This window comes from Pseudoxanthomonas sp. GM95, from assembly GCF_900109775.1.
Classification (GTDB): domain Bacteria; phylum Pseudomonadota; class Gammaproteobacteria; order Xanthomonadales; family Xanthomonadaceae; genus Pseudoxanthomonas_A.
In genome coordinates this window covers 202324-217482 of the sequence record NZ_FOAX01000002.1, presented here as the reverse complement: position 1 = coordinate 217482, position 15159 = coordinate 202324, and the positions used below count along the sequence as shown (strand labels likewise).

Here is a 15159-nt window from a genome sequence, read left to right as displayed (position 1 = left end):
GCCTCAGCGCGGCGTCGACTTGGACCGGTACGTTGAACCCGGCGGCGCCCAGAACACCGCTCCAGAGGGCGGAAGCTCCAGATTGGCGGCCAAGCCACGCTGTTCCAATGCACGCCGCAAACCGTCCAGACCGTCATCGGTTTCGATGACGTATGCCTCCGAGAGCACGTCGCCGTAGTGCTTCTCCGTATTGGCCTTGGCCAGCGCCACCAGGTCATCCACGTTGTCGCCGATTGACCAGATGTGGACGTCCTGGTCCTTGGCGTAGGTCTTGATGCGCCAATTCATGCCATTGCCCGCATAGAACTGCACCGTATCGAACGCCTCTTTTGTCGCCGGAAGCTCGATGTCCTCCGAGTAACTGCTCTGTATCGACAGAAAGAAGATCACAAGGATCATTTTCATGGTGCTGCGATTCCGAATGAGAGTAAGGCCACCACGTCTGGCCCAGACGTGGTGGTGCGCCTAGAAAGGCTTTGCACGCTTACTCCCCGCGCAACTTCTTCGCAGCCTCCACGTACTTCGCCGCCTTCGGATTCTTGTCGTTCCAGCGCGGGGCGGTGGGGTTGTTGGCGATGGTCCAGATGGCGAGGGCGACGGTGCGGTCAACGGCGGCCATGTTGGGGTAGTCGATCTTGTCCCAGGTGTCGGCGGCGCCGTGATAGTCCGGATAGTCGTAGGCCACGCTGATGGTGTGCGCGGGCACGCCCAGGTCGGCCAGGGCCTGGTTGTCGCTGAAGGCGAAATAGCGGTCGCTGTTGACCGGGTGCTTGGTCATGCGGATGCCGGTCAGCTCGCCAGCCTTGCGCAGCACGTCGGCCACCTCGGAGTAGTCGGCGCCGGTGATCGCCGCGGCGCGCACCTGCGGGCCCTCGCTGTCGTCGGTACGGCCGATCTGCTCCAGGTTGATGTTGGCCACGGTGTCGGCCACCGGCACCAGCGGATGGGCGCCGTAATAGCGCGAACCCACCAGGCCGTGTTCCTCGCCGAACACCGTCATGAACACGATGCTGCGCTTGGGCCGCTCCTTCTGCGCGGCGAAGGCGCGTGCCAGTTCGATCACCGAGACCGTGCCGCTGCCGTCGTCGTTGGCACCGTTGAAGATCGGGTCGTCGCCCTTGTCCTTGCGGATGCCCAGGTGGTCGTAATGCGCCGTCACCAGGATGTAGGTCTTGCTCAGGGCCGGGTCCGATCCGCGCAGCACGCCCACCACGTTGCGCACCGTCAGCGGCTCGGGCGCGTCGGCGAACTTGGCCCGTTCCTTCTCCGGCGCGATCTTGCGCCAGTCGGCCGTCTGGAAATAGCCATCGTCGCCCAACGGCTCCAGGCCGGCCGCGCGGAACTGCGAGGCGATGTATTCGGCCGCGATATCCAGCCCGCGCGACGGCGTGCCACGGCCTTCCAGCGCATCGGACGCCAGGAAGGACAGATGCCCGCGCATCGCATCGGCCGAAATGCTCGACAGCAGGCTCGCCTGCTCCGGCGGCAGCGACGGCTCCTTGGCCTGCGCGGTGCCGACGACAAGCGCGGCCGACAGCAATGCGACGCGCAACGTCCTGTAAGTGATCATCCTGTATCCCCTGGTTGGTGAGGGCGGAAGTCTAGCCCGCCCGGACGCGACAACGCAGGCGTCCCCATCGGCCGCGCTAGTCGTATTCCAGCTCGATCACCGCATCGCCCTCGCTGCGCAGGCGCGCGGCGTGCTGCTGGACGAAGGCGATGAACTCCTCCAGCGGCAGCGCCTTGGCGTAGCGCCAGCCCTGCGCATAGGCAACGCCGGCCAGGCTCAGGAACTCGGCCTGCAGCTCGGTCTCCACGCCCTCGGCCACGATCTCCAGCTCCAGGCTGCGCGCGATCTCGATGATGTGCGGCGTCACCACGCTGGTCGCGGTCTGCAGGCCGATCGCATCGACGAAGGATTTGTCGATCTTCAAACAATCCAGCGGCAGCGACTGCAGCAGCGACAGGCTGGAATAGCCCGTGCCGAAATCATCAATGGCGATCTTGTAGCCCTGCGCGCGCAGCTGGGCCAATGTGGCGGTGGCGGCGCGCACATCGATGAAGCCGCGCTCGGTCGCCTCGATCCAGAAGTTCGCCGGCTTGAGGTCGTGCCGCTTGGTCGCGCGGGCCAGCTGGGTGACCACGCTGCCGCTGCGCAGGTCGTCGGCGCTGACGTTGATGGCCACGTGCATTGCGCCATCCAAGGCCAGGATGCGCGGCAGGTCGGCCGCGACCCGGTCGACGACCAATTGCGTGAGCCGTTCCATCAAGCCGGCCTGCTCGGCCAGCGCGATGAAGACATCGGGCGAAGCCAGGTCCGGCCGGCTCTTGGGCCAGCGCAGCAGCGCCTCCGCGCCGGTGCAGCGCCCGGACTCCAGCGAGATGATGGGCTGGTAGAACACCGCCAGCTTCTTGCCGCGGATCGCGGCGGACAGCTCGCGAGCGGGCGAAAGCTGCCAGCGCGTGGCCAGCACGATCAGGCCCGCCAGCAACAGCGACACCAGCACGCCGATCGGCATCCAGCGGAACAGCTCCTGCGTGCGTCGCTCCTGCAGGTCTTCGGTGCGGCCGACCGCCACCGCCCGGAAGAACGGCCCGTGCTGCGAGGCATAGGTCTGCTCACCGACCACGCCGGCCATGTCCTGGCGCAGCAGCGTGTCCAGCAGCGCCGGATCGAGATGGTCGGACTGGGCGATCAGCCGGCCATCGGGCATCGCGATGCCGAACGCCATGCGCGTATCGGACAGCACGTCCACCAGCCGCGCCGGCGGAATCAGCGCGTTGTACGGCCCGTACGACAGCACCACCATCGGCCCGGACGGATTGAGCCGCGGCGCCAGGGTCACATCCAGGCCAAGCCCGTCGCCGAGCGCGTACGGCGCCGGCTTCTGCTCCACGTCCACGTCCACCTTGCCCCACGAGGTGCAAGCCAGGCGCCCTTTCTGGAAGTAGCCGACCTCGTCCACGGCCGTGTTGGACACGGTGAGCTCGCGCATCCGCGCCACGTGCGCGGGCGAACAGCGGTCCCAGCCTTCCTTGTCCAACTGGCGCAGCACCTGCGCCCCACTGTCCAGCGTGTCGCCGGCCCGCAGCAGCACCCACTGCGCGTACTCGGCCAGGTGGCGATTTTCATTGCGCTGCGCGCGCTGCTGGGCAAACCAGAACGCCCCCGCGATCGGCGCCATCGCCGCCACGCAGGCCAGCCCGACCCCCACCCATAGAATTTTTCTGCGTCGCAGCGGCATGGCATCCCTGTTCCCTTGGCCCCGACGGAGTTATAGCAGCGGCGTAGAGGCTGACCGCGACCGGAGTCACATTACGCCGTGGTGCCGCCTGCGTGACGCGCGCGCGTATGGAATCCCGGCCAGGAACAGCCAAGCAGCGCATTGCTCTCGGCTCTACTTGCTGGTCGCGGCGTCTTTCAGCAGATCCGCCAACGCGAGTGCTTCGGTCTTGCTCAAGGTCATCGGGCTGACTTGCAACGCATCGCCGTTGAACCGCTCGAACTCCACACCCACCCAGCCAGGCTCCGCCCTGCCCAGCACGTGCACTTTGACGCGAAGCTCCAGCGGCGTATTCACCACGTTGAGCGAGCCCGCCGTCCGCGTGATCCGTGACTTGAACAGCGCACCGGACGTGCCGCCAAACCTGGCGATGCGGAAACCCCAAATGACCGCCAACACGATGAACGCAATAATCGGAATGGCAATCCAGAAGTCCATGCTTTGGTCCACCAGAAATTGAGACAAGCGTCGAGAGGGCGGGCCTTACTGATTAGCGTACTGCACTAGCGTCTTGATCAAATCGTGCCGAGCCTGATCCACCGTAAAGCAGACATTGTTGATCGCCATTTGCAGCTCATCGTCCAGCGCATCGAACGCGTAGTAGCAATCGTCTGGAAGCCCTGTCGTGCTCGCCACGCGCATCGCTGCATAAATCGTTTCGGGCACCGGACGCGCCCCGGCTTCCAGCTGATTCAAGAGGTCAGCGAAGAGCCAAGGGCCAGCACAGAGGAGATCACCGCCATGTGCGGCCGCTTGCAACGCATCGATGCACGCCACCCGATCTCTGGCCGTCGCCACTTCGATCACTTCGATTGGCGGTGCATCCAACGCCTCGATGACCGAGAACGCCCAAGCTCTGGCGTCTTCGAAATGCAAGACACCCGTGACGACGCCCGCCCAGAAGTAGGCCGCAGCCGTTTCATGCTGGACATCTTCAGGAAATGCGCTTTGCATTGACTTAGCCACTGTCGCTTGCAACTTGCCGCTCAGCCTGCGTCCAATTTGGCGAATACCTCGTCCATCACTTTTTTCGTGACGTTGGCGCCGGAGTGGTAACCGTGCAAAGCGGAATTCTTCCACGACCCGCTCGCGACCAGCGTTCCCGAAGCACCGTTGTAAACCTGGATGTCCAGCGAGCGCAGATACATGGCCATATCCCAGCGCCAATTGTCCGTGTAGCGCACCACCACATCGGTTCCAGGATCGCGCGTCTCAGGCCCCGCCTTCACCTGGATGCCGTGCGCCATCAATTCCTGCTGCACATGGGCATCCATGTCTTCGGAGCTTCCGCCATGCAGCACGACGTAAGCGGACTTGACCACAATGTGATGACCCGGATTGACCACCACGCGGCTATGCGTCGCGCAGCCAGACAGCACCATCAATGCCGCGGCCAACACAGCAAACACGAATCGTTTCATCCAGTTATCCCCCTGTAAGCGCCACACCCCTGTGGCCGGCCTAGTGTGCCCGGCACCTAATAACCAGATCAATGCCGGGCCTGCTGTTGCTGTTGCTCAGCTTTCGATCTTCAGCGTCTTCAAAGCGAGCCGAGCACCGCAGGCTGATCGGGCCGAAAAGGCGCCCTGTTTGAGCGAAGCGAGTTTGGGCGCCGTGCCCGATCAGGCGAGGAGCGCAGGGCACCGATGCGCAGCATCGGCGAGTGTCAGGCGCTGGCGGTTTTGGCTACTTTTTCCAAGACAAAAGTAGCTCGCACGCATCGCGCGATAGCCCTTGCTTCTGCTTCCAGAGCTAGAAGTTGAAATCGACCCCGGCACCTTGGAAGTGCCCCCTAACTTTGCTGTTTGCGCGACAGCCTATTGAGCACCTGGGACAACGGGAAAAACCACAAGCTCGCCATTTGCATCACGGATCGCTTTGCGACAAAGCAACGCATACCCAGGATCGTTGACTGCGCTCAAGTAACGCGCAGATTCAAACATGTCTGGAGTATTTACCAAGGCCACGCCCAGTCGCTTTGCAGCGCTGACACATTTCGCCGTAAACGGCGCAGACCTATCAAGCGGGGGGCTAATCCTGTAAGGATTCCCAAAAAGAACACCTTTAGCATACTCATCGACTTCATCTCGCTGGAAATCTTCGCTTAGATTTCTTTCGAGCTGACTGAATTTTTCGATATTTATCGCCTTGTTGTCGCGCCCTTCAACTTCACCCAAGAACCGCCCTTCATCACTTAAAAAAACTGCATCAAACTCCGAGTCTCCATCAGAGTGATTCTCCGCCTCGAACCCGAAATGACCGAGAGCAATAAGAACTGCCTTCTCGAGCTTTTTCCCTTGCTCGTAAAGCAAAGCCTTCAACTCGCCCTCCTGAATAAGAGATTCTTCAAGAGCGTTCTTTCGCCTATCGAGCGCCTCAATTTCAGCATTCAACGAAAGTATCTCTTCTCTAAGAGCCAGCTCCGCAGGCATTTCATACGCACCTGATTGAACCCAATCTGGTGGCGGCGTCAATTTTACCTCTGATGAAAGCTCATCATCGACCACGCACAGTGCATTAATGAATTTCCTTCCGAAACTAACTGCCCTCTCCGTCCAGAATACTTCCTGCTGGTAGCCCTCCCCCTCAACACGCGTAAATTCCTCATCATCGAAAGACACTGGCGGGATAGCAACCAATGCCCCCGACCCAACTCTGAGGAAGGCACCTACAACTCTCTCACCAGCACGCGTCATTAGCAGGGAATCTGCAGGCACACCGTCGAGATAGAGCTGGTACTCCATGTCCTTAGAAAATTGCGACCAAAATCCTGAGAAGAAGTTCGCTCCTTGCGCAAGACGCATCTCCGCCCCAGAAGCTGCTCGCACTCTCCAGGTGACCGGCAGAGCTTCGTAGGAATTCAACTCGCCTACTATCCTAGTCTTGCGCGCGTTACGCCCAGTTCCGGAATAATCAACCTGGCCTGTGGCTGCGTACACTATCTCCGGCGCTTGCAGAAAAACTACAACTAATTTCCCCGCCTTTAATGCCGCATCAAGCTCCCGACGCCAATGAGCAATGGCGTTTTTTGCACGGAATGAGGAGTCGTCTGAAAGGCAGGGCTTTCCTTGGTATCGTTCTGGCTCGTGGTGATAGGGAACTTCGGGGGAAAACAGAACGATATCCGCATCCAGAAGAGACTGCGAAGACAAGAAATCTATACTTTTCGCCTCGCCACCTGGAATCTCCAAGCCTACTGAGAAAATTCTGCGAGCCATCTCTAGGCGTCCTACCTCAACCGCACTTCGAATACCCGCAGTTCAAGCACGTCGCACACCCATCCATGATCACCTGGGCCTTGGTGTTGCACTTGTGGCACATGGTGGCGCTGGGCGGGAACGAGGCGCCCTCGCCGGTGACGGCGATGTCCTCTTCGTGGTCGGCGGTGCTGTTGGGGATGATGGTTGGCGCAGAAGCGACCCCACCCCGGCCCTCCCCTTCGCTGCGCGTAAGGGAGGGAGCAGAAGCGGTTACGTCAGTGTTTTTTTTTGAGCGGTCTTCGTACTGCTTGCGCTTTTCGGCCAGGAGGGCGCGCTGGTGCTCGCTCATCTCCGGGTCGTGCAGCAGGCCGATGGACTTCATGTGCTCCTCGACAATGGCGCCGAGTTCGGCCACCAGCGAGGGCATGTAGACGCCGCCGGCCTTGAAGTAGCCGCCGCGCGGGTCGAACACGGCCTTCATCTCATCGACCACGAAGGTCACATCGCCGCCCTTGCGGAACACGGCGGACATGATGCGGGTCAGCGCCACGATCCACTGGAAGTGCTCCATGGACTTGGAGTTGACGAAGATCTCGAACGGGCGGCGATGCTCGTGCTCGGTGCCGGCGTTGAGCACGATGTCGTTGATGGTCACGTAGAAGGCGTGCTCCACCATCGGCGACTTGATCTTGTAGGTGCTGCCGATCAGCACGTCCGGGCGCTCGATGCGCTCGTGCATCTGGATGACTTCGGCAACGGGGAGTTCGGCCTCGGCCGTGGCGCGACTGATGGACTCTGCGGGCACCGGCGGGGCGGCGTCACGCGCCTTGTCTTCCGGGGTGAGGACGCTGTAGCCCTTGATTTTCTTGTCGATCTTGACGGCCATGGCCTGGTGTCCTGGATGCTGGGGTGAGGCGAGGGAATGGTGGGCCGGCGGCGCGCGGGCGCGTCCAGGCCGGCGGCCCTTCCCCGTCACGGGGAAGGGCGGTGCGGCTTACTTCGACTTCTTGACGGCTTTCTTTGCGACTTTTTTGGCGGGCGCCTTCTTGGCGACCTTCTTCACTGCGACTTTCTTGGCCGGGGCTTTCTTGGCGACGGCCTTCTTGGCGGGAGCCTTGGTCACGGCTTTCTTGGCGGGCGCTTTCTTGACTGCAGCCTTCTTCGCTACAGCCTTCTTGGCGGCGGCCTTCTTCACTGCCGGCTTGGCAATAAGCTTCTTGGCCGGGGCCTTCTTGACGGCTTTCTTCGCAGCCTTCTTGGCGGCGACCTTCTTGCCCACGCCGGCGGACTTGAGCGCGGCGGCTTCGGTCTTGCCGTTGGTGCTGGCAGTGGCGAGCTTCTTCTTGGTGGTATCCACGGTCTTCTTGACGGCCTTGGTCACCTTGGTGGTGCGCTTGGTCAGGGCTTTCTTGGCCTCGGCGATCTTGCTGCCGATGGTCTTCTTGGCCTTGGCCGCGCGCTTGGCCACTTTGTCGACGGTGACGCTGGCGGTCTCGGCCACGACGGTGGCGATCTCGCTGGTTTTCTCTTTCACGCTGTCCGCTGCATCGGACAGCGTCGCCGTGATATCCGTTCCTGTGCTCATGTGCCCTCCATTAGGGCGTTGAAGTTGATGACGACGTTGATGCTAGTGCAGCGGGGGTGAAGCCTTGGGTGGTATTGCACGACGCGTTGAAGCGGCGTTTGGGTTGTGCCAACCCGGCGTGTGGCGCCGGGCGACACGGCAGGCCATGCCGGCCTGCCGGGGCACGGCTCAGAACTTGCCGTAGTAACCCTCTTTGAGCGCGTCGAACAGATTGGCGGCGGTGTGCATCTCGCCGTCGTATTCGATCTGCTCGTTGCCCTTCACTTCGACGAAGGAGCCATCCTCCAGCTCGAAGCGGTAGGTGGTGTTCTCCAGGTCCGCTTCCTTGACCAGCACGCCCTGGAAGGCAGCCGGGTTGAAGCGGAAGGTGGTGCAGCCCTTCAGGCCCTGCTGGTGGGCGTAGCGGTAGATGTCCTTGAACTGCTCGTACGGGTAATCCGTGGGCACGTTCGCGGTCTTGGAGATGGAGCTGTCCACCCACTTCTGCGCGGCGGCCTGCACGTCGACGTGTTCCTTCGGGTGGATGTCGTCGGCGGCGATGAAGTAGTCGGGCAGCTTGGCCTCGGCTTCTTCCGAGAACGGCATGGCCTTGGCGTTGATCAGCTCGCGGTAGGCCAGCAGCTCGAAGGAGAACACGTCCACCTTCTCCTTGGACTTCTTGCCTTCGCGGATGATGTTGCGGCTGTAGTGGTGCGCGAAGGACGGCTCGATGCCGTTGGAGGCGTTGTTGGCCAGGCTCAGCGAGATGGTGCCCGTCGGGGCGATGGAGCTGTGGTGGGTGAAGCGCGCGCCGACATCGGCTAGCTCGTCCACCAGCTCGGGCGCGACGGTGGCGATGCGCTGCATGTAGCGGCTGTACTTGGCGTGCAGGACCTTGCCTTCGATCTGCTGGCCGACGCGCCAGCCGTCCTTTTCCATCTCCGGGCGCTGGCGCAGCATCGCGGCAGTGACCTCGAAGCGCTCTTCCATGATCGGGGCGGCGCCCTTTTCCTTGGCCAGGGCCAGGCCGGTTTCCCAGCCGGCCACGGCCATGTCGCGGGCGATGGCTTCGGTGAATTCGCAGGACTCGGCGCTGCCGTACTTCATGCGCAGCATGGTCAGGGTGCTGCCCAGGCCGAGGAAGCCCATGCCGTGGCGGCGCTTGCGCAGGATCTCGTTGCGCTGCTGCTCCAGCGGCAGGCCGTTCACTTCGACCACGTTGTCGAGCATGCGGGTGAACACGCGCACGACTTCCTTGTATTCCTCCCAGTCGAACCGCGCCTGGTCGGTAAAGGCATCGCGCACGAAGGTGGTCAGGTTGACCGAGCCCAGCAGGCAGGCGCCGTAGGGCGGCAGCGGCTGCTCGCCGCAGGGGTTGGTGGCGCGGATGTTTTCGCACCACCAGTTGTTGTTCATTTCGTTGACGCGGTCGATCAGGATGAAGCCCGGCTCGGCGTAGTCGTAGGTGGACACCATGATCATGTCCCACAGGTGGCGGGCGCGGATCTGCCCGTAGACCTTGCAGGCCACCAGGCCGTCGTCGCGGCTGATGTAGGCATCAGAGGTGGGCCATTCGCGCCACAGGATCTTGCTGGTGTCGGCCAGGTCGAAGTCGCCTTCTTCCTTCTTGCTCAGCGGGAACACCAGCGGCCAGTCGGTGTCGTTGTCCACCGCCTGCATGAAGCCATCGGTGATCAACAGCGACAGGTTGAACTGGCGCAGGCGGCCATCCTCGCGCTTGGCGCGGATGAAATCCTTGGCATCGGGGTGCGAGACATCGAAGGTGCCCATCTGCGCGCCGCGGCGGCCGCCGGCGCTGGAGACGGTGAAACACATCTTGTCGAAGATATCCATGAAGGACATCGGGCCGGAGGTGTATGCACCGGCGCCGGCGACGAACGCGCCCTTGGGCCGCAGGGTGCTGAACTCGTAGCCGATGCCGCAGCCGGCTTTCAGCGTGAGGCCGGCTTCGTGGACCTTTTCCAGGATGCCGTCCATCGAGTCGGTGATGGTGCCCGACACGGTGCAGTTGATCGTGCTGGTGGCCGGCTTGTGTTCCAGCGCGCCGGCGTTGGAGGTGATGCGGCCGGCCGGGATCGCGCCGCGGCGCAGCGCCCAGACGAAGCGCTCGTACCAGTAGGTGCGCTTTTCGGCCGTGGGCTCGGCATCGGCCAGGGCGCGGGCCACGCGCTGGTAGGTGCCGTCGATGTCGGCATCGATGGCCTCGCCGGCCTTGCTCTTCAGGCGGTACTTCTTGTCCCAGATGTCCTGGGATGCGGGCTGCATCGGAATGATGCGGGCCGCTTGTTCTGTTTTGACCGCCTCAAGGCGCACCGTGCTCATGGGTTGGAGCTCTCCCTAGTGAAAATGATGCCGCCGCGCGGGATCGCACGGGAGCGTGGTGATGTGCTGGCCGGGGACGCGCTGGGCGACGGCAAGGTGCCGCTGGCCTGGCCACCCGGAAAGGGGCTGCGTAGGTGATGCCGATTGTGTTGGCAGGACATCCATCCCGCGCTCACGACCTGATGCATGCGCCGGTTCCCCTGTGGCGCTGGTGTTCCCAAGCCAAACCCTACTGCTTGGGGCCTCTGCATGACCCGCTCGCTACATCTTGGGCCACAAGCCGGCGACGTTAATCCTGCGTTTGGGGTGTGTCAACCGCCCGGAAGCGGTTTTGCGTGGAACCGCGCAGTGCGCCGCGCATGGAACCACGCGACCGCTGGAAAGGCCGATTTCATTGCCGGTTTAGGCGCGGGACAGCACACTCGTTCAGGTTTCTGGCGTGGCCGTTTTGTGCGCCTGCACCACCCTTCTTTCAAAGACCGACCTCGACCCGACGACGCCATGCGCCCTCTGCCGACCCTGCTTGCCCTGACCGCCGCCGCTGCCTTTGGCGGCTTTGTTGCCCTTGGCCTGTATCAGGCGCTGGACCGGCCCGCCCTGGCACGCGAAGACGCGCCGCCTTCGTCATCGATCCTGCCGACCACCGCCGCGGCCGCGTTGCCGGCCGCCGTCGAAGGCCAGCCGCTGCCGTCACTGGCGCCGATGCTCAAGCGGGTCACGCCGGCGGTGGTGAGCGTCTACAGCCGCCAGACCGTGCGCGTGGCCAGCCCGCTGGGGCCGTTCGCGGAATTGTTCGGCGTGCCGAGCATGCCGCGCGAGCGCGTGCAGCGCGCCTTGGGCTCGGGCGTGGTGATCGATGCGCAGCGCGGCCTGATCCTCACCAACCACCACGTGGTCGAAAACGCCGATGGCGTCTCGGTGACGCTGGGCGACGGACGCACGGTGGAAGCCGAGTTCCTCGGTTCCGATCCGGACACCGACGTGGCCCTGATCCGCATCCCCGCCAAGGACCTGACCCAGATCCCGCTGGGCGACAGCGATCAGCTGCAGGTCGGCGATTTCGTGGTGGCCGTGGGCAATCCGTACGGTCTGGGGCAGACGGTGACCTCGGGCATCGTCTCGGCGGTGGGCCGCAGCGGAATCCCGGTGGCAGGCTTCCAGAACTTCATCCAGACCGATGCGTCGATCAACCCGGGCAATTCCGGCGGCGCGCTGGTCAACCTGCAGGGCCAGCTGGTGGGCATCAACACGGCCAGCTTCAACCCGTCTGGCTCGATGGCCGGCAACATCGGGCTGGGCTTTGCGATCCCGATCGACCTGGCGCGCAACATCGCCGAGCAGCTCTATACCAACAAGGGCGTGGTCCGCCGCGGCACGCTAGGCGTGACCACGCAGGATGTCACCCAGCGCCTGGCCGACGGCCTGGGCCTGGACACGCCGGGCGGCGCGCTGATCACGGGCGTGTATCCGGGTTCGGCCGGCGCGGCAGCAGGGCTGCAGGCCGGTGACGTGGTGCTGCAGGCCAACGGCCAGCGCATCACCAACGGCGCGGCGCTGCACAACTTCGAAGGCCTGCAGGGCGTGGGCAGCAAGGTCACGCTGGACGTGCGCCGCGATGGCAAGGCGCTCAAACTCGACGCCACGCTCAAGGAGCAGCTGCGCGAAGTCAGCGGCGCCACGCTGGACGCGCGCCTGACCGGCGCGACCTTCGACGAGCTGGACGAGGCCACACGCCAGCAGCTGCGCGGCATGGGCGCCAACGGCGGCGTGCAGGTCGGCACGGTCACCGAGCGCAGCCGCGCCTGGAACAGCGGCCTGCGCAGCGGCGACATCGTGTACGCGGGCAGCACCGGCAATTTCACCGACCTGGCGAGCTTCCGCTCCGGCTTTAGCAAACCGCCCGCGCAGTTGCTGCTGAATGTCTGGCGCGACGGCACTGGCGAAGGCCGCCTGCTGATGCGCTGACGTGAGCGCCGCGTGCGGAAACGACGCGGCAAACTAACAGGGCGTTCATGCCGGTCTGGGGTATGTTCGGCCGGTCAATCGACCCACTTCTGGAGACGCCCATGAACATGCCGAACGCCGCAGACAACATGAAGAACAACTTGGGCGAGGTGGGCGAACACCTGAAGTCCGCCGCGTCCGCCGCCTCCGATGCCGTGCGCGGCGCCGCCGGCGTGGCCACCGACGAACTCAAGCTGGGCAAGGCGCAGGTGAAGTCGGAACTCTCCGACAGCGCCCTGGCCGGCATCAGCGCCGCCGAGTTCGGTGGTGAAGCCGCACGCGAGCAGATGGACGCGCTGATGGACAAGGGCCGCGACCTGATCGACAGCGCCGCCGAACTGATCCGCGAGCGTCCGCTGGCTTCATTCGGCATCGCCCTGGCCGCCGGCTGGGTTATCGCCAAGCTGGGTCGCAGCAGCGACTAAGTCGCGAGCTGCGCTGGGGAACGCGTGAGCGAAGCAGACCACGACCGGGCCGCACAGCCCGATCCGCCTCCGTCACTGGACGAAAGCCTGCGCAACGTAGGCAAGGCCGGCAAGGAGGGCTTGGGTTCGGCCGTGGACACGGCGCGCGCGTTGCGCTCGCTGATCCTGGCCGACTTTGCCCTGGCCCGCGTCTCGTTGGCGCGGGCAATGGTCTGGATGTCGATCGCCGCGGTGTTCGGGGTCTCCAGCTGGCTGCTGTTGATGGGCGCGCTGATCGCGCTGTTGCAGCGGTTGGGGATGTCCTGGCTGACCTCGCTGTCCATTGCTGCGGGCCTGAGCCTGCTGATCACCGCACTGGGCGTGCTCAAGACGCTGAGCTATTTCGAACACACCCGCATGGATGCCACCCGCCGCCAGCTCAAGGCCATGGGCTTCGGCGACGACGAGCAGGACACGCACGGCGCCGGTGAACCCTCCGCGCCGCTGACGCAGCCGGTGTCGATGCCCGGCGGAAGCGCGCCGTGAAGTTCGACGCGCTCAAGCATCGCGTCGCGCGCGCCGAGGCACTGGTCGAAGGCCGTCGCAAGCAGACGGTCGAACACGCCGATGCGCTGGTGAAGCACTGGCATCGCGGCTGGACGCCGTGGCGGATCGTCGCAGTGGGCTTAGGGCTTGGCTTTCTGACCGGGCAGTCGCGTCCGTCGCGGGCAATGGGCGCGGCCAAGTGGCTGAAGATGGCCGGCTCGATGTCGGGTGTCTTTACTTCGCTCCAGGCCGCGGTTGCTGCGTGGCAGGCCGACCAGGCCGCGGACAAGGCCGACGATGCCGCCGACAGCGCACAAGCCGCGGCCGGCGCCACCCAGCAGGCCGCTGCCGCGACCCATCACGCGGCAAGCAGCGCGGACGACTCGGCCGAACAGGCCGCGCGCCATGCCGCCACCACCCGCGCCGCGGGCATGGCCACCGCCGACGATGGCGGCCACCAGCGCGTGCCGCACATGTCATCCTATCCACGCTCCTCCGAGGCGCGTGGCGAAACCGAACAATGGGCGGCGCATCCACCGCGCCCCGCCGAGGCTGCCACCGACGTTTCCGAACGCTAGAGCGCCTCATGGCCATCCCGCCCTCCGACCTCCCGCCCGACCAGGCGCTGGTCAGCCCCCTGCCCGCCCCACCCGCACCGCGTCCGCGCGGGCCGTTGTCCTTGGTGATCCTGGCGTTCCTGGCCTGCGGCTACACGCTGTGGGCCGCGCAGGCGGTGATCCTGCCGGTGCTGCTGGCGTGCTTCCTGGCGTTGATCGGCAACCCGATCATCCGCGGATTGCAGAAGCTCTACATTCCGCGCTTCCTCGGCGCGATCTTCGTGCTGGTCCTGGGCCTGGCCGCCACCGCGGCGCTGGCTTACCAGATGGTGCCGCCGGCCGCGGCCTGGGCCAAGGCCGCGCCGCGCGAGCTGCGCCAGCTCGCGCCCAAGCTGCAGCTGCTGGCCAAGCCGGTTTACGACGCCAACCAGGCCGCCGAAAACTTCGCCCGCGCCGCCTCCGGCGACACCAGCCGCCGCCCGCAGGTGATGCGCACGGCCGATGATCCGTATCGCACGCTCACCACCACGCCACGCATGGTCGCCTCGGTGCTGGCCGTGGTGCTGCTGACGTTCTTCTTCATGGTCTATGGCGAAACGCTCCAGCGGCATGCGATTGCACTTTTGCCCAGGCGACAGCAACAGAAACTAACCTTCGGCATCCTGCATTCCATCGAGCGCTCGGTCTCGCGCTACGTGTTGACGATCAGCATCATCAACTTCGTCGTGGGCATGTTGTTCGCCGGCGCGCTCTACCTAATGGAACTGCCGGTCGCCGACGCGCTGCTGTGGGGCACGCTGGTGGCGCTCCTCAACTTCGCCCCGTACGTGGGCCCGCTGATCGGCATGGTGATGATGCTGGTGGTTGGCCTGACCACGTTCGACGACGGCCTACAGTCGCTGCTGCCTGCGGCGATCTACCTGGGCCTGCACACCCTGGAAGGTCAGCTGGTCACCCCGATCGTGCTGGGCCGGCAGATGCGGCTTTCGCCGCTGATCCTGATCCTGGCACTGATGGTGTTCGGCTCGCTGTGGGGGATCATCGGCCTGCTGCTGGCGGTGCCGATGCTGGTGTGCATCAAGCTGGTGCTGGCCAAGGTGCAGGGCATGGAGGGATGGGCGCGGTTAATGGAGTGATCCATCGACCTTGGGCGCGCACGCTGACGCCGTCTGCTGTTGCTTCTGACGTTGCCGTTGCTGTTGCTGTTGCTGTTGCTGTTGCTCGTGATGTTGCTTTGTGCGGTTGACGTGTCGAGCC

15 protein-coding genes are annotated in these 15159 nt (G+C 64.3%); 5 read left to right on the top strand and 10 right to left on the bottom strand.

Going from position 1 to position 15159, the window contains the following annotated elements; genetic code table 11:
- Window positions 1–3: 3 nt before the first annotated feature.
- From BMZ17_RS09135 to BMZ17_RS09085, 10 genes are all read right to left on the bottom strand, one after another.
- A complete protein-coding gene (locus BMZ17_RS09135) occupies window positions 4–405 on the bottom strand; it encodes a hypothetical protein (protein WP_139202863.1) in 402 nt (133 codons plus the stop codon).
- A gap of 79 nt (window positions 406–484) precedes the next feature.
- Window positions 485–1570 (bottom strand): M28 family peptidase, encoded by a 1086-nt coding sequence (locus BMZ17_RS09130; protein WP_093138288.1) that lies wholly within the window; start codon window positions 1568–1570, stop codon window positions 485–487.
- Window positions 1571–1646: 76 nt separating this feature from the next.
- The gene (locus BMZ17_RS09125; RefSeq protein ID WP_093138287.1) at window positions 1647–3245 is read right to left on the bottom strand and encodes an EAL domain-containing protein; all 1599 of its coding nucleotides are present in this window, start codon (window positions 3243–3245) and stop codon (window positions 1647–1649) included.
- Window positions 3246–3398: 153 nt separating this feature from the next.
- Window positions 3399–3722 (bottom strand): hypothetical protein, encoded by a 324-nt coding sequence (locus tag BMZ17_RS09120; RefSeq protein WP_093138286.1) that lies wholly within the window; start codon window positions 3720–3722, stop codon window positions 3399–3401.
- 45 nt (window positions 3723–3767) lie between these two features.
- Entirely contained in the window at window positions 3768–4238 is a 471-nt protein-coding gene (locus BMZ17_RS09115) for a hypothetical protein (RefSeq protein ID WP_093138285.1), read from the bottom strand.
- A 32-nt stretch (window positions 4239–4270) separates the two neighbouring features.
- Window positions 4271–4705 (bottom strand): hypothetical protein, encoded by a 435-nt coding sequence (locus tag BMZ17_RS09110; RefSeq protein ID WP_139202861.1) that lies wholly within the window; start codon window positions 4703–4705, stop codon window positions 4271–4273.
- Between the two features lie 396 nt (window positions 4706–5101).
- Window positions 5102–6502 (bottom strand): hypothetical protein, encoded by a 1401-nt coding sequence (locus tag BMZ17_RS20930; protein ID WP_139202859.1) that lies wholly within the window; start codon window positions 6500–6502, stop codon window positions 5102–5104.
- 16 nt (window positions 6503–6518) lie between these two features.
- On the bottom strand, window positions 6519–7370 hold the full coding sequence (locus tag BMZ17_RS09095; protein WP_093138282.1) for a TSCPD domain-containing protein: 852 nt from the start codon (window positions 7368–7370) through the stop codon (window positions 6519–6521).
- 108 nt (window positions 7371–7478) lie between these two features.
- Window positions 7479–8069, bottom strand: a complete 591-nt coding sequence (locus BMZ17_RS21140) for a hypothetical protein (RefSeq protein ID WP_175485537.1) — start codon at window positions 8067–8069, stop codon at window positions 7479–7481.
- A gap of 168 nt (window positions 8070–8237) precedes the next feature.
- Window positions 8238–10391 (bottom strand): adenosylcobalamin-dependent ribonucleoside-diphosphate reductase, encoded by a 2154-nt coding sequence (locus BMZ17_RS09085; RefSeq protein ID WP_093138281.1) that lies wholly within the window; start codon window positions 10389–10391, stop codon window positions 8238–8240.
- 501 nt (window positions 10392–10892) lie between these two features.
- Between BMZ17_RS09085 and BMZ17_RS09080 the strand changes: the two genes are divergently transcribed.
- The 5 genes from BMZ17_RS09080 (at window position 10893) to BMZ17_RS09060 (ending at window position 15038) form a co-directional block, all read left to right on the top strand.
- Window positions 10893–12356 carry a Do family serine endopeptidase gene (locus BMZ17_RS09080; protein ID WP_093138280.1) on the top strand — a complete coding sequence of 488 codons (1464 nt, stop codon included), beginning with the start codon at window positions 10893–10895 and terminating at the stop codon, window positions 12354–12356.
- A gap of 107 nt (window positions 12357–12463) precedes the next feature.
- Entirely contained in the window at window positions 12464–12820 is a 357-nt protein-coding gene (locus BMZ17_RS09075) for a hypothetical protein (protein ID WP_093139531.1), read from the top strand.
- Between the two features lie 24 nt (window positions 12821–12844).
- Window positions 12845–13345 (top strand): phage holin family protein, encoded by a 501-nt coding sequence (locus BMZ17_RS09070; protein WP_254775262.1) that lies wholly within the window; start codon window positions 12845–12847, stop codon window positions 13343–13345.
- Window positions 13342–13923, top strand: coding sequence for a hypothetical protein (locus BMZ17_RS09065; protein ID WP_093138279.1), 582 nt, complete (start codon window positions 13342–13344; stop codon window positions 13921–13923). Before BMZ17_RS09070 ends, BMZ17_RS09065 begins: the two co-directional genes overlap by 4 nt.
- An 8-nt stretch (window positions 13924–13931) precedes the next feature.
- A complete protein-coding gene (locus tag BMZ17_RS09060) occupies window positions 13932–15038 on the top strand; it encodes an AI-2E family transporter (RefSeq protein WP_093138278.1) in 1107 nt (368 codons plus the stop codon).
- The last annotated feature ends 121 nt before the right edge of the window (window positions 15039–15159 follow it).